Source organism: Enterovibrio sp. FF113, assembly GCF_041439165.1.
Lineage (GTDB): Bacteria > Pseudomonadota > Gammaproteobacteria > Enterobacterales > Vibrionaceae > Enterovibrio > Enterovibrio norvegicus_A.
Window position 1 is genome coordinate 31,783 of record NZ_JBGONO010000003.1, and the last position, 20,840, is coordinate 52,622.

17 protein-coding genes, 1 tRNA gene and 2 pseudogenes are annotated in these 20,840 nt (G+C 45.7%); 12 read left to right on the forward strand and 8 right to left on the reverse strand.

Annotation, left to right across the window (positions count from 1 at the left end; translation table 11 throughout):
- The 5 genes from ACED36_RS03105 to ACED36_RS03125 all read right to left on the reverse strand — a co-directional run.
- The coding region (locus tag ACED36_RS03105) for a DUF2796 domain-containing protein (protein WP_371732773.1) at window positions 1–410 on the reverse strand (410 nt) is incomplete at its 3' end.
- Window positions 411–443: 33 nt separating this feature from the next.
- Entirely contained in the window at window positions 444–731 is a 288-nt protein-coding gene (locus ACED36_RS03110; RefSeq protein ID WP_371732774.1) for a hypothetical protein, read from the reverse strand.
- Between the two features lie 132 nt (window positions 732–863).
- Window positions 864–1,127, reverse strand: coding sequence for a DUF4282 domain-containing protein (locus tag ACED36_RS03115; RefSeq protein ID WP_371732775.1), 264 nt, complete (start codon window positions 1,125–1,127; stop codon window positions 864–866).
- Between the two features lie 351 nt (window positions 1,128–1,478).
- A tRNA-Asn gene (locus ACED36_RS03120) sits at window positions 1,479–1,554 on the reverse strand.
- A gap of 146 nt (window positions 1,555–1,700) precedes the next feature.
- On the reverse strand, window positions 1,701–2,675 hold the full coding sequence (locus ACED36_RS03125) for a Gfo/Idh/MocA family protein (RefSeq protein ID WP_016958364.1): 975 nt from the start codon (window positions 2,673–2,675) through the stop codon (window positions 1,701–1,703).
- Window positions 2,676–2,945: 270 nt separating this feature from the next.
- Between ACED36_RS03125 and ACED36_RS03130 the strand changes: the two genes are divergently transcribed.
- The 8 genes from ACED36_RS03130 to ACED36_RS03165 all read left to right on the forward strand — a co-directional run bounded on the left by ACED36_RS03130 (window position 2,946) and on the right by ACED36_RS03165 (window position 12,071).
- A complete protein-coding gene (locus tag ACED36_RS03130) occupies window positions 2,946–3,623 on the forward strand; it encodes a hypothetical protein (RefSeq protein ID WP_017006361.1) in 678 nt (225 codons plus the stop codon).
- A 168-nt stretch (window positions 3,624–3,791) separates the two neighbouring features.
- Entirely contained in the window at window positions 3,792–4,418 is a 627-nt protein-coding gene (locus ACED36_RS03135) for a tetratricopeptide repeat protein (protein WP_017006362.1), read from the forward strand.
- Window positions 4,419–4,509: 91 nt separating this feature from the next.
- Window positions 4,510–6,495: an alkaline phosphatase family protein gene (locus tag ACED36_RS03140; protein ID WP_371732776.1), complete on the forward strand. Its 1,986-nt coding sequence runs from the start codon at window positions 4,510–4,512 to the stop codon at window positions 6,493–6,495.
- Between the two features lie 58 nt (window positions 6,496–6,553).
- Window positions 6,554–6,817 (forward strand): DUF2960 family protein, encoded by a 264-nt coding sequence (locus ACED36_RS03145; RefSeq protein ID WP_016958360.1) that lies wholly within the window; start codon window positions 6,554–6,556, stop codon window positions 6,815–6,817.
- Between the two features lie 267 nt (window positions 6,818–7,084).
- Window positions 7,085–7,321 carry a YdcH family protein gene (locus ACED36_RS03150; RefSeq protein ID WP_016958359.1) on the forward strand — a complete coding sequence of 79 codons (237 nt, stop codon included), beginning with the start codon at window positions 7,085–7,087 and terminating at the stop codon, window positions 7,319–7,321.
- A 285-nt stretch (window positions 7,322–7,606) separates the two neighbouring features.
- Window positions 7,607–9,619 (forward strand): tetratricopeptide repeat-containing diguanylate cyclase, encoded by a 2,013-nt coding sequence (locus ACED36_RS03155; protein WP_017003757.1) that lies wholly within the window; start codon window positions 7,607–7,609, stop codon window positions 9,617–9,619.
- 158 nt (window positions 9,620–9,777) lie between these two features.
- Window positions 9,778–10,875: a PQQ-dependent sugar dehydrogenase gene (locus ACED36_RS03160; protein WP_371732777.1), complete on the forward strand. Its 1,098-nt coding sequence runs from the start codon at window positions 9,778–9,780 to the stop codon at window positions 10,873–10,875.
- 392 nt (window positions 10,876–11,267) lie between these two features.
- Window positions 11,268–12,071, forward strand: coding sequence for a substrate-binding periplasmic protein (locus ACED36_RS03165; RefSeq protein WP_371732778.1), 804 nt, complete (start codon window positions 11,268–11,270; stop codon window positions 12,069–12,071).
- A 149-nt stretch (window positions 12,072–12,220) separates the two neighbouring features.
- Here ACED36_RS03165 and ACED36_RS03170 read toward each other — a convergent pair whose 3' ends face one another.
- Entirely contained in the window at window positions 12,221–13,528 is a 1,308-nt protein-coding gene (locus ACED36_RS03170; protein ID WP_017003760.1) for a glycoside hydrolase family 18 protein, read from the reverse strand.
- A gap of 350 nt (window positions 13,529–13,878) precedes the next feature.
- On the opposite strand from ACED36_RS03170, the gene ACED36_RS03175 reads away from it, so the two are divergent.
- The 4 genes and pseudogenes from ACED36_RS03175 (at window position 13,879) to ACED36_RS03190 (ending at window position 19,565) form a co-directional block, all read left to right on the forward strand.
- Entirely contained in the window at window positions 13,879–14,382 is a 504-nt protein-coding gene (locus ACED36_RS03175; RefSeq protein ID WP_016958354.1) for a hypothetical protein, read from the forward strand.
- A 135-nt stretch (window positions 14,383–14,517) separates the two neighbouring features.
- Window positions 14,518–15,372, forward strand: a complete 855-nt coding sequence (locus ACED36_RS03180) for a hypothetical protein (RefSeq protein ID WP_017003761.1) — start codon at window positions 14,518–14,520, stop codon at window positions 15,370–15,372.
- Window positions 15,373–15,654: 282 nt separating this feature from the next.
- Window positions 15,655–17,331: pseudogene (locus tag ACED36_RS03185) on the forward strand (hypothetical protein).
- Window positions 17,332–17,912: 581 nt separating this feature from the next.
- Window positions 17,913–19,565 (forward strand): annotated as a pseudogene (locus ACED36_RS03190) (hypothetical protein).
- A 61-nt stretch (window positions 19,566–19,626) separates the two neighbouring features.
- Here the strand turns inward: ACED36_RS03190 and ACED36_RS03195 are convergent.
- Together ACED36_RS03195 and ACED36_RS03200 are read right to left on the reverse strand one after the other, a co-directional pair.
- The gene (locus ACED36_RS03195; protein WP_016958351.1) at window positions 19,627–20,079 is read right to left on the reverse strand and encodes a YaiI/YqxD family protein; all 453 of its coding nucleotides are present in this window, start codon (window positions 20,077–20,079) and stop codon (window positions 19,627–19,629) included.
- A 72-nt stretch (window positions 20,080–20,151) separates the two neighbouring features.
- Window positions 20,152–20,490, reverse strand: coding sequence for a cytochrome c (locus ACED36_RS03200; protein WP_016958350.1), 339 nt, complete (start codon window positions 20,488–20,490; stop codon window positions 20,152–20,154).
- Window positions 20,491–20,840 lie beyond the last annotated feature (350 nt).

The following is a 20,840-nucleotide window of genomic DNA, read 5'->3' on the forward strand; positions in this document are numbered from 1 at the left end:
GCGTCATGCTTATCGTGAGCATCATGGTCGTCATGCTTATCGTGAGCATCATGGTCATGATCAGAATGATCGTCTGATTCATCTAACGTCTGAGTGACCGATTGCTCAACCAGTTCACAATTAGCAGATGCATTAAGTTCTATCAAAGTATCTGCTTTAGCCAGCGACTTCAGCGCTTGTTCAATGGCGGCTTTTTGCTCTTCATTCTGAGGCGCATATTCAAAACCAACCATGTCACTGCCCGGCGCCGTAATTTCAACGAGAAGCTCTTCGCCATCCTGCGCAATATGCCATTCAACCAAACCATGTTGATGGGCACTATGCTGGGTAAAATCGTTACTTTCCGCAACCGAAAATGTCGCCATACCCAATGCTATCGCGCTGAGCGTAAATCGAGTTGTATTACGCATGTTCTCTCCAAATTGAATTGATTAAATATCGTGTTAAGTTGGAGAGAAGAGTGGTGGAGCACGTGCTTTAGGTTCAAGCAATGATGTTTGAGGAGATTGGGATACATAGCCTGAAGGCATATAACCGCTGACCAACGGCGCAGAAGGGATAGCATCATTTGAAGCTATCGCGGGTGCACCCATGGCACACAGAGCGCAATGATGATCAGTATTTAAAGAATGTTGATGAGATGCCTTGTGTTCCGCAACCGCTAAACCTTGCCAGCCTATAAGGACTGCAAGCAATAAAGGAAGTAACAATTGGCGAAACGCTAGTGTCATGATCCGTCAGGCACGTTTGTATGTAATGTTATAATATAACATACTCTTGTGTTTAAACTAACAGCGAAGGGCTATTTCGTGATGGCATAAAAAAGGCCAGACCTGAGCCTGACCGATCACATTAAACTGCGATTAAGATTCTGATTTATCAGCAATCTTCTTCAAATTTTCGTGGATTTTGAACAGTACGATCAAAAGTTCACACCAAATGCGCGATGCTACGGCACCACCCACGATAATAGCCAAACCAGAGAAGAAGCTTCCTGCTGTCATTCCGTTGTATCCAGAAAACATTGCGGTTACTCCAGAAACAACTGATGCCAGCAATAGCAACCAATAAACGACAGTGATAATTTTTGGTGTAAGCATTGAATCAAAAAAGAATACGTCTTTCACTCTAACTTCCTACATCTAAATAATAATGGAATTACTCGTACTGTATCAATCCGGTTGATATCTATGAATTTATCAACCTTGAAACAGCAGCGATGATATCCAAATTAATAGATCTAACAACAGATAAATTGGGCATTTAAATTTAATGCGATTGGATTCACGAAGGCTACGCGTCTAAACATCAGAGCATTGAAGGGAAAAAATTGGCGATCGGTGCGCATCAACTGCAGAAGCACGTTTAGTCAAAGCGGATAAGGCAGCATCATTCGTCGGAGGACGCAGACTTGCGACAAATCCCGTAGCGATATTCAAAACGCAAAAAAACCCGCCATACGGCAGGTTTCTTTAATTTGGCTCCCCCTGCAAGACTTGAACTTGCGACATACGGATTAACAGTCCGCCGTTCTACCAACTGAACTAAGGGGGAATTGAGTGTTCCTGAGAACGAGGTTGATAGTAGGAAAAGCACGGAAGCCTTGCAAGCACTAATTTGCATTCCCATGCTTTTTTTGGTTCAAATGGCTAATTGATAACCTATTCTCTAAAAATCATGCTGCATTCTTTTGCTATTACTCATTGTCCCGCGAGTATTTGTTCCATCACCCATGTGGTATTTCTGCCACTTTCAGCCAAACTTGGGTGAGTTTTTTCACCTTTAAGGTGCTTAACCATGTTTTCAACATGAAAATACTGCACAGGATCAGGATTCTCGATCGAAGACGTAGCCTGTTCAGTGCCTTCTAGCACAAAAGGTTCATCACCAAATACCGAACACAGAATTCGCCCTTCACTGCCAATAATCTCAACCCTGTCTTCTCGTATGGCAGCACCAAAGTTCCAATAGCCAGAACCGAGTACACCATTTTCGAAAGCGAACGAAGCAGATACCGCATCTTCAGCGGCATAGTAACCTTGCTGATTAGCAGCAATACCACGCGCAGTTGTGATGTCACCAAACCATTGTTGAAAAAGATTCAAACCATGGCTGGCCAAATCCACAAAGTAGCCCCCACCCGCCTGGTCCGGATTAACCCGCCAGTTTTCAAGCCCTGCAACGTCATCAGGGTTTGGGGCACGATGATACGTCCAATGAATATGACGTACAGCACCGATTTTTCCTTGGTCAATCCATTCTCTCACGGCCTGAAACCGAGGAAGGGAACGACGGTAATACGCCACGAACAAGGGGACATTGGCCTGCTTAAATGCGTCAATCATGTCATCACATTCCGCTGTGGTTAATGCCATCGGCTTTTCAACCACACACGGTTTTCCCGCTTTCGCAGCCATCAACGCATATTCACGGTGACTGTCCGGAGGGGTCGCGACATAAATCGCATCTATGTTGGGGTCGTTAATCAACGCGGAGGCATCTGTGGTATAGGCAGGGATACCATGCTTGGCACAGTAAGCTTTAGCCCTCTCTTCGCGACGAGCCATCACCATGTTCAGCGACGATCCTTCGACTTGCCAGAATGCAGGCCCACTTTTGCGCTCAGTGACACTACCGCAACCGATCATGCCCCAACGAATTGTCTTTTGTTCCATCATTTCATCCATTTTTTACAGTTGTCGGTCAGTTAGCGTGCTGATTTTCGACCGTTTATTGCGTTGATACTGTGTATTGTAAGCATATTGATACAGGGATTAACAACACGTCTCGCGCTACAAACTGCTCAATACATTCCATTGTTGTATGATCCCCGCTCATTTTTCACCACTCGAAAGCGCGGAACGCTTTAGCAAAACGATGTGACTCTTATCACGGAATGATGGTCAGGTGACAACTAACCCATTTCAAATTATAGGAGGTTGCGGATGCAGTTTCGTCATACACAAACAGCCACCATCTTTTATGCCATTGGCCAATTCTTTTTGTTTGCGCTGCTGGTTACCATCCCCGTTATTATCATAAAACTTGATCTCCACGTACTCAAAAATGGCTTATCTGAACAGTCGCTGACTGAATATGGCGAGCAATTTCTGCTGGCAGCGACCCTTTTATGCTACGTGATTATTGCAAAGAGGAATCCTTCATTTCGTCGTTTTGGTGCGCTAGTCATTGGCTTTTTCATGTGTATGTTAATCCGAGAACTCGACAAATTTTTCGACGATTGGATGTGGCATGGTTTCTGGGTTTATCCTGCCTCACTGACTGCGGCAAGCGCCATGTTATATGCCCTGCACAACAGAGCTGAAACCTTAAAAAGTTTCAGTGAATTTGTCAGCCATCGTTACTTCCCGCTGCTCAGTCTCGGACTTGCCCTTTTATTGGTGTTCTCCCGTCTGTTTGGCATGAGTTCCCTGTGGCACGACGCGCTCGGTGATGGCTTCGTCCGCGCAGCCAAAAACGTCGCAGAAGAAGGTACCGAGCTCATGGCCTATATCACCATCTTCTACGCCTCACTGCGTTACACAATGGCAATGCGCCCCGTGGATGCCACAGACACTCAGCAAGAAGAAGCCGCCGAACTTTGTAAGCAGTCACGCGTATAAGAATATCCTCTTAGAGCCACATCTTGACTGATGTGGCTCGATACTCTTCAAACCACTTCTCTTTCCATTCTCTTGAATCCCAATTTTGCAACGCCCTTCAACACGCTCCACTTCGTAAACTGCATGGATATGTAGTGCGATTGCCCCTTGTGTACAAAGGAACGAAGTATGAAGTGGTTACTTCCGTTATTCATTGCCACCAGCACCGTGAGTTGCTCTGACGAGATAGATCAGCCGCTCGCTGATTGTCCCACCCTACGAAACTACTCCGAAGCGTTTCTCAACAGCGATTTCTATGAAGGCTGGCGGCATTTACAGCGCGGTTCATACCCTAGAGAGCATTGTCAGGCCGCTACACCTTACTTTCTCGAAGGGGTAGAAAACGATGCGGTGTTTGAGCTTTCTACTTTGTATCTTGATTTTTGTAGCGAAACGCCCAATGTCGATGCCCTCAATCACAGCAGCATTTATCACAGTAAGCGCCTCACTAACGGCATCGACTATGACGAATTCAAGTGGGTATTAGACTTGGCTTTGTGCAATAGCCCCGTTGAGCAATATGCATTAGGAAAAATGCTACACGATGGTTTTGTCACCGATCAGGATACAGAGAAAGGGATCTACTTCTTAAGTTTGGCCGCACATCAAGACCATATTCAGGCACAAGTTGCGCTTGCGAACGCGTTAGTGGGGATTGATGAACACGACATTGCCGCACGGTGGCTGGAGAAAGCACGCAGCCATGGCGGTCAAACCTTTGCGGGTTTGAATCTCTCGCCAAACACCACGAAGTAATGTCTTTGCATGAATTTACACAACGGAAGCTACAAATTACTCACTTGGACACGTAAAGTAAGGGCATTAACGTTGGAATACTGAGAAACACATGTCGATGCCATTGCCCCTATTTCTTGCGGGCCCGATATTAAGAAGAACAACCAAAACAGAAATCTGCGTCTGGGCGGTGACATCTTCTCCGTTGAATGCGGACTTCTTACTGTATGAAAAAGACAGTGACAATCCATTTTTTCGCGCCTCCTTCAAATCCCAAAAGCAGATTCAGTTAGGCACTCAGTGTTTTGTCGTATTTGCACATTTTTCCAATGCGCAGCTTTCCCAACATTCATCTCACCGAGATGAGACCGCAGACAAGAACATTGGCTACTTCGAAACAGATACGCCATTAGCGTACGACATACTGTCACAAGAGCATTCTTTACTCACCGACATTGACGGCTTGTTGTATGACGGCGAAAAGCGCCCGAGCTTTATCATCTCATCACGCGCAGAAAACCTTGCACACGGCTCATGTCGTCACCCACATCACCATTGTGATGACGCCCTAGTGGCATTAGACACAAAATATGATGCGCTCGCCATCGATGAGCGTGCAGACATGTTGATCATGGGTGGCGATCAGATTTACGCCGATGACGTTTGCGGCCCCATGATGTTCGCTATTCGCCAAGCCATTACCAGACTTGGACTTTACGATCAGGAAATCGACGACGAAACAATCACCCATTGCAGCCAACTCGCATTAAATCTAACGCCGCTATATGGTCGAAGCGACACACTGCCCAAAACCACCATCAATCATGGTTTGATGAAGCGACTACTGAAAGCAGGCCCAGAACCAATATTCAGTTCACGCACCACCGACAACCACTTGATAAGCTTTAACGAGTTTATCGCCATGTATCTGTTGGTGTGGTCACCATCTCTGTGGGCAACCATTCCATTGCCTGAAGCAAACGCAATAGCAGGCTTGTCTGATGAAAATAAGGCACGTTGGACATCAGAGAAAAACGAGCTGACTCACTTCTGTGCCGGACTCAAACAAGTCAGACGATTGTTTGCTCATATACCCACTTACATGATTTTTGATGATCACGACATCACCGATGATTTCAATCTCACCGTCGGATGGGAGCGCGCAGTTTATGACTCGCCCTTTGCACAAAGTATTATTACCAACGGCATGCTGGGCTATTTCTTCTGTCAGGGATGGGGCAACGACCCAGATGCCTTTGATGACAATTTCTGGCGAACCATCACACGGTTTGTGGCAGAGCCAACGCCAAGTACCCTCAATGACGCTACGCAGCTGATTCACCATTTTGAGCGTTGGCACTATACGCTGCCCACCACGCCAAAGGTTGTGGTGATTGATACGCGAACACGCCGATGGCGCTCAGAGTCAAGCAACAATAAACCGTCAGGATTGATGGATTGGGAGTCCCTCATGGATTTCCAGCAAGATGTTATCAATGCTAATGCCGTTGTCGTGGTCTCACCCGCGCCGATGTTTGGTGTTAAGTTCATTGAAACCTTACAACGCATTGTCACGATGTGCGGTCAGCCGTTAGCGACTGATTCTGAAAACTGGATGGCGCATCCGGGTTCGGCCAATGCACTGTTAAATATTTTTAAACACCCTAAAACACCCAAGAACTTCGTGATCCTCTCTGGGGATGTTCACTATTCGTTCGCGTATGATATTCGTCTGCGATTTCGAAAAGGCAGTCCGAGAATTTGGCAAATCACCTGTAGTGGGTTTCGTAATACGTTCCCAGAACCTTATCTCTCAATTTTCGAATGGTTCGACAGAAAACTTTTCTGGCCGGGGTCACCGCTCAACGTTTTTACACGCCGCAAGCGCATGCGAATAGAACGACGACGCCCAGACAATGGCTGCTCACGGTATTTAGTCAACAAAAGTGCCGTTGGCGAAGTCTTACTGAATCCTAATGGCTCTCCCGCAAAAATAGGCCTATTGACGGGAACGGGCGAGCAAGTCGCATTTACACCATGCGAAGAGATGCCGAGTAAAACTTATGTTTCTACCTCTGATTCCGTGACGCGGGATTGACTTGACGAGGAGGCTGATAAATACTCCGCCTCCTCAAAAACTCGCTAAAGGTGCGGATATGTCACGCCAACTTCAATATATTTACAAAGGCGAAACCAAGGTCATGACCTTTTCTTACCGTCAGCACCGCTCGCCTCATGAAGCTGCTGCGGAGGCCGAAGGCATTGATATCAACGATTTCCTAAAAATGGAAAGGCAACTGGAAGTGATTGCAGATGGCAAAGCGGTGAAAAACCATCGTGAGAGCTACTTCAATAAGTTAGGGTTTGGCAAGATCATACTGCTAAAGAAAGAAGCTGAGTCAATCAAAGACAAACGCTAACTATCACACCCTTCTGCACACTGGTGACGGGATAGTTATCACTACCCGTCCCACCTTCAAGACTTGCATTCATCGCCCTTCGCATCGCGCTAGAATCCCAGCGTTATTGTCCCTATTCTCTGAGCAGTGGACGTGCATACAACATTATTTGCAGTTTCTTGTCCGTCGTTCGTTCACAAGCACAATTCGCCGCCATCTCCCCCCTTATGGCAGGCCTTTGCTCATGCGTTGCGCAAAACGCTCGCACCAACTCATACAGGAGCGACTATGCAAGGTGAAAATCACGCACTCATGTTCGAATTCCCAGAGTACAAAGATAAAATTCATGAAATGAAAATGTCCAACAAAGGCTTTGGTAGCTTGGTTGATGAGTATCACCACCTAGACCACAAAATACGTGGACTAGAAATGGCAAACATACCCACTGATGATGAGAATTTCCGAGACTTGAGAATGCGCCGCGTGCAGCTCAAGGATGAAATTTACCAGCAAATCACCCAGTAGTAAGAACACAGCCTGTACTGGCTTGTTAAAGCCAAGTTAGTTCGGGCTCTTTTTACTAAAAAAACTTGGCCAGTGCGACTTCATCTCAATGAGTCGCCAATCAGTTCATCACACTCTTGCGTGCAGGAAAAATATCGCTTCCCTATCTACGCTTAACTAACACAGATTAATTAAAATTATACAAATGTCTTAAAAATGAATCAAAGTCGAATCTGTGCGTTGAGTAATCTATAGCCTCTAAATAACGAGTGACGTATAGCTATGTCGGTCAGGGAAGCTCTATCAATGCGAAAACCGTTTTTTAATCTATTTGTTCTATTACTTGTTACCCTTTTTTCCGTGTTCTCACACGCCACAGTAGAAAAGACGCAATCCTTTGAACGTACGCTCAATGGCGTTCAGTCGATCCTCTACTCGGTGCCAATAAAAGCACGCGCACTACTCAGTGAATTGGAAAAGGTAGAACTAAAAGAAAACCAACCTTTACCTTTGTTAGCGCGCTACTACCTACAGAAATCAACGGTTGATTTATTACTGAACGACCCTGAAAGTGCGATTGAAGCCGCTAATCGAGGTATCGAACTCACAGCAAGCGATCCACTTCTGCAGGCCGATCGCTATTTGATGCAATTGCGCTTAAGCCAGGCACGTATCTTAAAAGGCGAAGAAGCCTTAGTGCTGGTGCAACTCGATCAACTTTTGTCAGAGTCACAAGCCCTCAATAATCCAGAAGTCACCGCCGAAATTCTGTTGGTGAAAGGGCAAGCCTATAAAGCGCAGAATGAATATGACGTGTCGATGGCAGCATTAATGAGCTCACTCGAAGCCGCCAAAAACACAGAGAATGACCTTCTGATTGAACGTATCGCGTCCAATCTTGGTGGGATTTTGGTTCAGCTCAATGGGTTTGATAAAGCCTCAATGTTACTTGATCAGTCCTACCAATTTTTCCGTCAACGAAAAATGTCATTTAACCAATTGCTCGTTAAACTCGACATGGCTGAGCTTGCTAAAAAACAAGGCGATCACAAAAAAGCACTTCTCGAATACAAGCAAGCGCTTCAAATTGCGCAAGTGCTTGGAGACGGTTCACACCGTTTTCGCATCAACTTACAAATTGCGGATCTCTTGCTCCAGGCTGGGGATACCAAGAACATGATGCGTTATCTAAAAGCAACAGATAACCTGCGTGAACGCGAAAACATTCGCTACTACATCAGTAAATACAATTACCTCAAAGCCAACGAAAAGCTGTTAAGCAATAACTATCAAGTCGCCATTGATTTAGCTACCCCTCTGGTCGCTTCACTGACCGAACAAACGCGCCTCTATCGCTCAGAAATTGCGCTTTATCTTGTCTTGTCAAAAGCCCATTTTGGTCTTGAGGATTACAAGAACGCCTATTTAACACTGTTGGACTACCAAAACCGCTTCAATACATTTAGTGCCGATGAGCAAGTGGATAATTTAGAGCGGCAACAAATGCTCTTTAATCTGGAAAAAATCAAAGCTGAAAATCAACACCTAAGCTGGAACAACGTGCTGCAAACTCTTGAACTAAAAACCAACGATCAAAAGGTAGAGTATCTGAACGTTCTGGTCGTCGCTGGCATCGGCTCAACGGTGATTGCATCACTTATTGCACTTTGGATTAACCGACGCAGAATTCGTTGGGGCAAGATTGCTAACACCGACAGCCTGACCGGCCTGTTTAATCGCCGCTACTTTGGCACTCAGTTAGATCGCTTGCAAAAAGAGATGGCGGTGGGCGATTTTTCGGTTAGCTGCCTGCTACTCGACATCGATCACTTCAAACAGGTTAACGATAACTTCGGTCATCCTACTGGTGACAAAGTCCTTGAGGGTATTGCCGAACTGTTTAACAAAAATTTGCGACGAGACGACATCTGTGCGCGAGTGGGTGGTGAAGAATTTATGCTGTTGCTCCCAAACAGTGAAATCGAAAAAGCATCGGTGATCGCAGAAGACTTACGTCAGCGTATTAGTGAGTTGGAGTTCCATACTGAGCAAGGCGTGAATTTCAACATAACCGCCAGTTTCGGCGCGACTGAAATCGGTGAAAAGCAGTCTCTGTCTGACATTTATAGCCGAGTCGATAAACTACTGTATCGCGCGAAGCAAAATGGTCGAAACCGCGTCGAAACAACTATCAGCGATCACGACACTGTGACAGATCAGCCGTCCATGGAAACACAGCCATCCATGACAGATCGTATGCAGCGCTTTTCTCGCCGAGTTCGTAGACTGAAATTTAGATTCGCTCAACACTTTAGTTAATGTGCAACAAGCGTTAACGTGAGAGATGGAAAAGGCTTCCTATCTGCGCCTTTGCATTGCAAGGGCGCGATCGTCAAAAAGGAAACAGCTTATGCATTTTCTCATACGTCTCGCGCCTGAGACACATCGCCCCTTTTGCTATTCTCTTCATTCTTTCCGTGCAAGCCTTTGCTGATACGGTTAAGTCTGAAAAACACACCTTTAGCGTTGACACTCTCGTCAAAGATCTCAATCATCCATGGTCTTTAGTTTTTCGTCCTGATGGCAGCATGGTGGTGTCAGAGCGTAATGGCGTACTAAAGCACGTCTCAACCACCCATGAGGTGACACCAATCCAAGGGTTACCAGACAAGTTGGTCGATAAAGGTCAGGGAGGGTTGCTGGGGCTAGCGCTAGCAACCGACTTTGAGGAATCAAAAACAGTATATATCGCGTTCACGGAAAGCGGCCATCTTGGTAAATCGGGAACCAGTGTCGTTCGTGCACAGCTAAATACCCCATCTCCTTCAAGCTTGGCCCCTTCAAACTTGGTGCTTTCAAATATTACGCCGTTATTTACTCAAACGCCCAAACTTGGCGGTGGTCGTCATTTCGGCGGGCGATTATTGGTCACGGATGAATATCTCTATATCGCACTGGGCGACCGCGGAAACCAAGACAAAGCACAGCAGAACCGGTCCCATGTCGGCACACTTATTAGACTCAACCATGATGGTTCCGTGCCAATAGACAACCCATTCACGTCAGATCCCACAGCGAAGCCTGAGATATTCAGCTTTGGTCATCGCAACATCCAAGGAATGACGATAGACAACGACGGAAAAACGATTTGGACCCATGAACACGGCCCACAAGGTGGCGATGAACTCAATCCCATCGCCAAAGGCGCCAACTATGGCTGGCCTATCATCACCTACGGCGTGAACTACGGCACGGGATCAGCCATAGGAAAAGGGACGGAAGCTGATGGGATGGAGCAACCACTGCATTATTGGGCACCTTCTATCGCGCCTTCTGGTCTTGAAATGGTTTCCGGAAGTGCTTTTCCTCGCTGGGAAGGCGATCTACTTCTGGGTTCACTCAAATTTGGCTTGTTGGTCAGATTAGACATTGAAAATGGCAAAGTCGTTAGCGAAGAGCGACTTTTGGACGGAAAATTCGGACGAATTCGAGATGTCGTCGAAGGCCCAGACGGCTTTATCTACCTTTTAACCGATTCTTCAAATGGCGCTTTGCTAAGACTTCGCCCTCAATAACAATGGCGAGGCATCATGATCACATCTGTGTCGAGCCAATAAACTGTAAAGAATTATGTACAAGCATAAATTTCTAATTCTGCCCGAAATTTGGCGCATTTCTGGAAATGACTCTCCAAAAAAACCACGCAACAGAATTGGTTGCATAATATAAGTGATACGCAGCCCATCATTTAACATGTATGTATTAACTGTTGGACAGACCCTATCTGCGCCACTATATTCAGCGCATACCAACTAGAAACAAAGTCATCTTTGCTTGCTAAAAACGGCATAACCCCGCTCTGCGGGGTTTTTGTCGTTTTAAGAATGCTAAGTTTCAGAATACAAAGACAACGGGTTAATCAGGGCTATACTTTTCTCGTGTTTAAGATTAATGCGAGAAATGGAAAATGCTGACATTTAGGCGATTACTGGTTGGCATTTTTTTATTCGCATTCTTTGCCTCTACCAATATCAGCGCTGAACAAGAAAACCATTTCGTTATCGGTGTACAAGCCTTTGCTGACTACGCGCCATATTCAACGTTTAAAAACGGTGAATATCAGGGCTTTAATCGCGAGTTATTGGATGCTTTTGCCAACGAATATAGCTATGAGTTTGAGTATCGTGCACTGCCACTCAAACGTCTTTATCGCAACTTAGTGTCTGGCGAAATTGATGCAAAATACCCTGACAACCCTTCATGGACACAAGATTTAAAGCAAGGTCGAGAGGTCATATACAGCGACCCAGTGGTATCTTTTATCGACGGTGTCATCATGCTCGATGAGAACCATGACAAATCAAGAGAAGCACTAGCAACAATCGGCATGATTTCAGGTTTTACCCCATGGCCTTTCCTTCAGGACATTAAAACCAATACCGTAACAGTGTATGAAGCCAACAACATGGATGCGCTAATAAAAATGCTGTTGACCAATAGGATTGATGGGATATACACCAATGCTGCTGTGTTCCGCAACAGGATCAAGCTAGCCTTTGAATCTGCTCCTTCTATGTCTCTTAATACGAGCCTCCCCTTCCTTGCTGGTACGCGTCATATGTCTAGTGTGTCTCGACCTGATCTCGTTATTCAATTCAATCAGTTTCTTGAAAATCGCGCCTCTTTTGTCGAATCGTTAAAACAACAATACGGACTTATTAATGCTTCGTTGCTTCATAGCAACACACAAAACATCTTAGAGAAGCAGTAGCTCTATCGTCTTCAAGCGCGCAATCTGTATACCCAATCAATCTCAACATGCTTATTCAGCGAGAATTTATTTGGATATACCCCCACAAAAAAGCCCAGCTAATTGCTGGGCTATCTATTTAGATACGTGACTTTTTACAAACGTGACTTTTAGTTTTTTGCTGTTTTACTGCTCAGAACTTGATGTATCACTTCGGTCAACTCATCGTCTGGGTCACCCGATAATTCCCAAGTGAATACGCCGGCAAGACCTTGCTGCTTCGCCCATTCCGCTTTTGCTTTTACAGAACGTTTATCTTCAAAAGAAATGAAGACTTTCTTCTCTGCGTTCCACAAAAATGGTGCGTGAGACTCTTCATCATAGCCGTACTCGTAACCTTGCTCTTTGCTATAGTTGGTTCTCAAATCCCAGTACATGAAATAACCCGGCTCACCAGAACCAAAGCTTGCCCCTTTCTCTGATGCTAAATCAGCACTCGGCAGCGATCCATCAAACTCAGACCCTTCCCAACCACGCCCATAGAATGCAGCACCCAATACCAGTTTCTCTTTAGGGATCCCTACTTCTATCATTTGATTAATGAACACGTCCGCGCCCATGCCCCACCAGCTACGATCTGTCGCATGTAGATTAGTCTGATGGCCTGTTTGTGTCCCCCACCCGCCAAGAAAATCGTACGTCATGGCAAACATGTTATCCATTTTCGGCGCAACGGCTTTCCAATCAATTTGCGCGGCTTTCGGGCCGACACCCACAGCAGTAGAGAGCTCATAGGTTTTGCCAGTGTTCGCTGACAAGCCATCAAGTTCGCTGCGAAGCGCCGTCACCAATGTCGTGAATGCATCACGTTCAGAGGCTTTCGCGTCATCCGATAGTTTTGTATCAGGGTTCCAAGGAGATGTGGTTAAACCGCCACCACCTGGGTATTCCCAATCCAGGTCGATGCCGCCAAAGAAATCGTACTCGCCAATCAACGCCACCGCGGATTTTGCAAAGTACTTGATCGCTGCATCGTCCTTTGCCATCGCATGGAAAGGTTCAGACATTGTCCATCCACCAAATGAAGGCAGAATTGTCAGCTCTGGATTGTCTTTTTTCAGCTGCGCCAATTGTGCAAAATGTCCTTGGTAAGGTACATCAACACTCACCTTGCCAAAATCCACATCAAAGGCGGCCTTTTGATCAACAACAATGGCGGAAAATGGGGCTTTGCCCTCACACGCTTTTGCGACTTGCTGCTGTACCGCTTCAGATGCACTTTCATGCGGTCCACACATGCTCAAGAAAGCATAAATGACGTGCGTGAGTTTATCCGCTGGAATATCAGAAACCGTATAAGGGTTTTCTGCATTGGCATACTGCCAATCCGCAAAATAGCCACCTACAACGTGATTTTCTGCAAACGCTGGAGCCGTTAAGCACACACTCAGTGCAGCCCCTGCTATTATCTTTTTCATACCATCTCCTTGTATGAGCTATTCATTAACCAACTAATTATTAAACGATTAACGGAAAAATTAATGTTGGCTGCATTCCGAACAGAACTTTATTAACAGTTAGGCTACAAAGTTTGCGAGGGTAACCTTTTTTAGATGGAGAATAGATTTGCAGATACGCATAAACTTGCATTGCCGCGCACACTATTTTGGCAGGCAGCGAATCAAAGTGTCTAAGCTTTCCAGTAAAGCGATTCCGTTTTCGGGGTGGACAGAGTATGCTGCGGCTACATCGTTTAAAATCATGACTTTGCCTCTCATTCGCAATTTAAAGCGATTCAGCAAAGAACCGAAACAAGGACACCACCATTTTGAGCAATAAACTCATCAGTATCGATTTGTTTTTTGTGATTGAAAGGCTCTTACCGGGCAAGCGCACAGTTGAGCTATTCCGGAGTAACGCTAAACACCTGCCGATTACAACGTTGTCATTGGATCACTGCGATTCCGCATCAGCACTCCAGCTCGCCTTGTACAAATACTGCATCAACTATGCAGCCTTCTCACGAGGTAACCCTCTCGCCGACGAATATGCGATAGATGGGAAAGATGAGCAAATTCAACCTGCAACGACCATTGTTGCTGCATTTATACGTGGCGCGTATTGGTGGGTAGAGCATTACCATGAGCTTTACCGCGAAGATTGGAGTGAAGATCAGAAAACACGTTGGCTGAGAGATTTCAAATTACTCGTTCAAGCCATTATCGGCGTAGGTAACTGCACCAAAGCAGAATGGTTGATTAAAAATCACAGCGCAGTGAAGGCTCTGACCTATAACAGCCACATTACCCCTTTTATGCAACACTACGATTGACATGTATTCGCCGCAGACTCTGCGGCAAATATTTCTGCACCGTCTTTTCATCCCCCTCTCTCATCATCACTGTCGTCTAAACGTCATGTTCACGATCTACACTGTCGAGAACGCTCGTCGAGATTGAATTCACTATTGAAAAGACTCAAACGTTATCAATATGAACGTTACGCTATCCTTTGTCGTGATGCCTATCCTGCACACTTTGATCATCTTCAATATGGGTTTTCAGAACTCGGACGACGCGACATAAAAAATCGATGGGGAAAAACCATTATTCGCATACTTTGGCGAGACGACGGTGATGCCGTCGTCGTATTCAAAGGATCGCAAAGTGTATGGGATTGGCTGTTAAATTTGGTGTTTATTCCTAGTCGAGTCGACGCGCCGGAGCATGCGGGTCATGTTCACTGGGGGTTTCAATTTCTTCTGCGCCAGCCAAGTCGATCCGCCTCCCGTATTTCAAAACGAGACACTTCCACGTTAACATCCGCACAACAGGCAGACATCACTCACTCTATTGAAGAAAACCAACTTGATGGTGTGTCCGTCATAGAAAAACTCGAGTCATGTATCGCACCGCTCATTGCCCAAGGAAAACGTCTGTCATTCACTGGCCACTCATCCGGTGGCAGCATGGCAATTATCGCTGCGGAGATCTTGGAACAAAAATACCCAAACGCCATCAAACGGATCGTCACATTCGGACAACCCGCGACGGGTTACTGGAACTTCAAGCAACGCTTTCGATTAAAGTCGAAAACTTACCGAATATGCTGCGATGTCGACATGGTGACATTTTTACCAGGGCTGCCCTTTCTCTTCTGGCATGTCGGAGAGTTGCTTTGGCTTCACAATGATCGGATTTACCACAATATGCCCTCTCTTGTTCGTATCATTCGCGTTCTGACAAGTTGGCTATTGCGCCCCATCGCCTACCACTTTATGGACAAATACATTCGCCGTAAGGACTACTTTGATAAACATTAGCAATAGAGCTGACTTATCCATCCTCTCTCCTTTTTCACTCATGCTTTACTCAGCAATCCCGCCAGAAGAATGAATTTAATCTACCTAAAAATCATGAAAAATACATACGTATCATTCTCTGGAACGATATTTCACGTCATCTAGTATATGGTCTTTACATCGCTAAGGTGTCTTAGGCGCTAGCGAGTTAGAGACTCACGAACTTTTCTACCCGATATGTTTGGGCGAGAAAAGGAATGGAAGGTGAGTTAGCGAACTTAGAATGGATGACAGGTATTAAAGATGATTAAAAAAACTTTGCTTTCTACCGCAGTTCTCGCTGGAATACTCACCTCAGCACAAGCAATGGCAAACTGTGCAGGCAACGTGTATTCCATGAACGCAGGTCGCGGTCATGTCGGTTTATTACTTGATGTGCAAGAAGCCAAAGAAATGCCCGCGATGTATACCGACGCCAGTGAGCGTGAAGAATACCATTCTCGTGCGCAGTTTAGCTCCCCAAGCATGTCTTATGACCGTATCACCGATCGTCTGTACTATATCAGCGCCCCTCAGCCTACGTCCTACCATGTTCAAGGTCCTGATGCTGACGTTTCAACTGAAGAGTTCAAAAATCTAGATTTGCACGCAAAAACCGTTGCCGCATACCAACTTTCTTATATGGACCCCGCCACTGGGGAACATGTCGCGGGTCCAACCGTGAAAAAGCAAATTCTGCGCATGGCGTTTGATCCAGACAGTGGCGAGTTATTTGCTTCTGATGCACAAACCATTTTCAAAGTTGACCCTGTTACTGGCGACATCACGCAACTTGGCAATTTCGAGAATAGCCTCAAGTTTGGTGGTTTTACTAACTGGGGTGACTTTGTCTTCCAAGACGGCGAGTTGTTGTTTGTGACCAATGGTCGCACCTTTACCGTTGATACTTAAACGGGCGCACAAACACTCAAAGGCTTCCACTTCATCGATTTCGTCGCTGCGGCAACATTGGATCAAAACGGCCAAATGCTGGTTGCAGCGAAAAACCAAAACGTCTCTGGCAATGTGAACAGCAACATTCTTTATCGCATCAAGCCGTCTACTGGCGAGAAAAAGCGTGTAGGACTGTTTCCAAGTCGCATCAGTGCCATGGCAACCGTGACATCAGAAGATCACACCTGCTATGAAAAAACCGTCTTCCCAAGTGATTTAAAACCTGAAGTCACTGGCATTACGTTGGCGTCAAACTCAGTCAGTGAAGGCTCTACAGCCTATTTTACCGTTGGTTTTGACAAAGCAACAGGCGATGCCAACACCAAAGTACGTGTCGCATTGAAAAATGGCAGCGCTGTGTTAAACAGCGATTACCGCAACACGGTTACCCTGTTGTTTTCTGACAACACCACTGGGTCAGCAACTATCTCATCAACGTTGACTGAAATTGCGTTGCCACAGGGTGTGACATCCGTTCGTATTGCCGTGCCAACCGTGAATGACTCTGCGCATGAAAACAGCGAATACTTCACTCTGCAAGCATGGGTGAATGACGATAAGAGTGATGTGAATTCCGCGAATGTCACTATTGTTGATAACGACCCTGATTTGCACACGCTGCTGACTCAAGCTGCTCAAAATAGCGGCGTAGCTTGGCACGGTAGCCGTGGCGGCAACTTGTTCACTAAGGATCAATGGATCCGCGGTGTGCATGCCAATGTCAGCGGCACGATCCCTGCTGGCACAACGCTTGAATTTTACAAAACAGGTGGCCATTTGCGTAGTATTTCCATCAGCAATGGCGGCCAATACTATGAGCAACATGCCAACCATGAGCGTTATTACAATTCAGGTGACATTGCTTGGGCACGTTTGAGGGGATCTAACGGTCAATACTACAACATTAAGACTGGGCACCGCGCACAGTTGCATTGGAACAAAAATGTAGATTGTTCAAACGGCTGTTGGAGCCGGATCTACAACTAACTTGGTGAACGAATCACAGACATAAAAAAGGAGGGCAGCCGCTCCTTTTTTATGTGTATACATCAGAGCAACCAAAAAGCACGCGTATAATACTAAACAAAAGACAATGACATAATTCTAGATTTTTAATTTCAACGCTGTCTTTATTTATTAACAAATAAGCCTACTTTCATTGCTGAAAAACGTAAACTCTCTTTGACCTAATTAATCTGAATCATACTTTCTTCATCTCAATATGTGAAAGCGTTACATTAACCGTTGGACATCACTAATACTTTATTCACAAATTCTATCAAAAGGCTTATAGCGGCCTCCTTAAAAACCATTAAAACCTCATGCGTTTCATTAATGAGAAAGAAAACTGACCAATAGTCCAATAATATTCTTACACAGCTGACGTGTAACTGAATGCCGCCGCGAATGAGATAAACCCAAATCCCATAGGTAACCCGAAATATCGGGGTAGCTGAAGGCACTTCGGTGAACCGTGTTAATCATCCACTCCGACACGCACAGCAAGTGGAAGATAAGTGAGATAAATATTCGGTTCGCTAACTTAAAATGGATGACAGGTATCAATAATGATTAAAAAGACACTGCTCTCTACTGCGATTATCGCTGGAGCACTCACTTCTGTACAAGCAATGGCAAACTGTGCAGGCAACGTATATTCCATGAACGCAGGTCGCGGTCATGTCGGTTTATTACTTGATGTGCAAGAAGCCAAAGAAATGCCCGCGATGTATACCGACGCCAGTGAGCGTGAAGAATACCATTCTCGTGCGCAGTTTAGCTCCCCAAGCATGTCTTATGACCGTATCACCGATCGTCTGTACTATATCAGCGCCCCTCAGCCTACGTCCCAGCTTGTTCAAGGTCCTGATGCTGACGTTTCATCTGAAGAGTTAAAAAATCTAGATTTGCACGCTTAAACCGTTGCCGCATACCAACTTTCTTATATGGACCCCGCCACTGGGGAACATGTCGCGGGTCCAACCGTGAAAAAGCAAATTCTGCGCATGGCGTTTGATCCAGACAGTGGCGAGTTATTTGCTTCTGATGCACAAACCATTTTCAAAGTTGACCCTGTTACTGGCGACATCACGCAACTTGGCAATTTCGAGAATAGCCTCAAGTTTGGTGGTTTTACTAACTGGGGTGACTTTGTCTTCCAAGACGGCGAGTTGTTGTTTGTGACCAATGGTCGCACCTTTACCGTTGATACTTCAACGGGCGCACAAACACTCAAAGGCTTCCACTTCATCGATTTCGTCGCTGCGGCAACATTGGATCAAAACGGCCAAATGCTGGTTGCAGCGAAAAACCAAAACGTCTCTGGCAATGTGAACAGCAACATTCTTTATCGCATCAAGCCGTCTACTGGCGAGAAAAAACGTGTAGGACTGTTTCCAAGTCGCATCAGTGCCATGGCAACCGTGACGTCTGAAGACCATACCTGTTACGAGAAAACTGCATTCCCTAGCGATTCAAAACCAGAAGTGTCTGGCTTTGCTGCTAATGCAGGTTCAGTGACTGAAGGCTCCACAGCTTACTTCACTGCGTCATTTGATAAGGAAACAGCGAACGCAACGACACAGATTCGTTTAGCACTTAAAAATGGCAGCGCGCTTTTGAACAGCGACTACCGCAATACAGTTGAGTTACTTTATTCAGATGGCACTACAGCATCGGCGACGATTTCTTCAACTCTCACTACGGTCACCATGCCACAAGGTGTTACCTCAGTGCGCATTGGCGTGCCAACAGTGAATGATTCAACCCATGAGGACAATGAATACTTCACGATGCAGGCGTGGATCAATGACGATAAGAGTGATCTTGGCAGTGCTAACGTCACCATCGTTGATAACGATCCTGACTACTATGAAATAGTTCAGTCTATTGCTGAGGGTTCGGGTGTTGCTTGGCATGGCAGCCAAGGTCGAAACCCAGCCCTTATTCGAGGCATACATGCTTACATCAATAGCGGTTATAGCCTCCCTCCGGGCGGAATTAGACTCGAAATTATTGTGAATGGTTCAGGATCACGCTGGCATACAATCACATCCACTGGAAGATTCTATTATGGCGACAGTAACACTGAATTAAGAATGTATGATGGGCAGGTCGCATGGGGCAAACTTCACTACGGCGGCAGAACTTATAACATCCGACGCGGTACAAAAGCTCAATACGGTTCCAACCCTGGTGTAATCTGCACCAATGGTTGCTAACTAAAATACAACAAAAAAGGGGAGCGACATGTCGTTCCCCTTTTTATTTTTTCTTTGTGTATCAACGTTTGCTACGCTGCAAAAACTTATCCAATTCATTGGCAAATTTCTGGCGATCTTGTTGATTGAGTGCCGCAGGGCCCCCCATCTGTACACCACTCGAACGCATGGTATCCATGAAATCACGCATGTTAAGACGCTGACGAATGTTCTCAAGCGTATAAAGCTCACCACGTGGATTTAGCGCAAGGGCTTTTTTCTCAATCACTTCAGCAGCCAAAGGAATATCAGCGGTGATCACGAGATCTCCTGGCTCAACGCGTTTAACGATTTCGTCATCCGCGACATCAAACCCTTTTTCAACTTGAAGACTAGAAATATAACGCGAAGGAGGCGTTCTTAGCCCTTGGTTTGCAACAAGCACCACAGACGTTTGGGTTCTGTCTGCGGCTCTAAAAAGCACTTCTTTAATGACTGCTGGACATGCATCAGCATCGACCCAAATTGTTGCCATTACGTTCTTCCTCAAACATCAATTGCTGCGAACATTACCAGTCGAGCCAAAACAGCGCAATCTCTCACAGCATCACTCAGGCTTACCCGGTTTTTGCTCTGAGTAAAAAGCCGCCACATCAGCGAGATCTTGATCATTGAGTGACGAAACCTGCTGCTTCATCATCATACCCAACGCGCTGCCACGCTCCCCTTTTTGGTAGTGCTTCATTGCGTTAAACAAATACTCTGCATGCTGCCCATTGAGGTTTGGATAGTCTTGACGAAGGCTATAACCGGTTGCACCGTGACAAAATTGACAGGAGTAGGCTTTTTGCTCACCCAGTTCAGGGTTACCCTCTGGCATCACAGCAAACGCCGAATGCGTCACCAAGGCAAATGTCGCGCTGAGGTAGGTTAAATATCGTTTCATCTTAATGCCTCTCATTCAGTTCACGGTAGCATCTCGTATTACGACACAATCAACCCTGCTTCGGATCAAGCTGATAGCAGTATTGATGCGTGCTGACGCGAGAACTCACATATACGACGCCTCTCACATCTATCGAAAGTCTCTCCATCTTGCGAAAAACCCATACTTTATACTCTTTAGACGCTTTGACATATTATCTTCATTGTCATTTAACCTAAGTTTAACAATCACCACGCAAGATTTGGAGCCATAACTTAGATCATTCTCCATCCCCGTTAAACACATGAAAGGAAGTCATCGTGAGCGAATATAACCAACATAATGACCAACGTGAGTTGGACGCAGAGCCA

Bases quoted from the DNA above. Each gene is read 5' to 3' on its own strand.
- ACED36_RS03125 (WP_016958364.1), bottom strand. From the start codon at position 2,675: ATGGAACAAAAGACAATTCGTTGGGGCATGATCGGTTGCGGTAGTGTC.
- ACED36_RS03110 (WP_371732774.1), bottom strand. From the start codon at position 731: ATGACACTAGCGTTTCGCCAATTGTTACTTCCTTTATTGCTTGCAGTC.
- ACED36_RS03150 (WP_016958359.1), top strand. From the start codon at position 7,085: ATGCAAGGTGAAAATCACGCACTCATGTTCGAATTCCCAGAGTACAAA.
- ACED36_RS03155 (WP_017003757.1), top strand. From the start codon at position 7,607: ATGCGAAAACCGTTTTTTAATCTATTTGTTCTATTACTTGTTACCCTT.
- ACED36_RS03165 (WP_371732778.1), top strand. From the start codon at position 11,268: ATGCTGACATTTAGGCGATTACTGGTTGGCATTTTTTTATTCGCATTC.
- ACED36_RS03130 (WP_017006361.1), top strand. From the start codon at position 2,946: ATGCAGTTTCGTCATACACAAACAGCCACCATCTTTTATGCCATTGGC.
- ACED36_RS03170 (WP_017003760.1), bottom strand. From the start codon at position 13,528: ATGAAAAAGATAATAGCAGGGGCTGCACTGAGTGTGTGCTTAACGGCT.
- ACED36_RS03145 (WP_016958360.1), top strand. From the start codon at position 6,554: ATGTCACGCCAACTTCAATATATTTACAAAGGCGAAACCAAGGTCATG.
- ACED36_RS03135 (WP_017006362.1), top strand. From the start codon at position 3,792: ATGAAGTGGTTACTTCCGTTATTCATTGCCACCAGCACCGTGAGTTGC.
- ACED36_RS03195 (WP_016958351.1), bottom strand. From the start codon at position 20,079: ATGGCAACAATTTGGGTCGATGCTGATGCATGTCCAGCAGTCATTAAA.
- ACED36_RS03200 (WP_016958350.1), bottom strand. From the start codon at position 20,490: ATGAAACGATATTTAACCTACCTCAGCGCGACATTTGCCTTGGTGACG.
- ACED36_RS03140 (WP_371732776.1), top strand. From the start codon at position 4,510: ATGTCGATGCCATTGCCCCTATTTCTTGCGGGCCCGATATTAAGAAGA.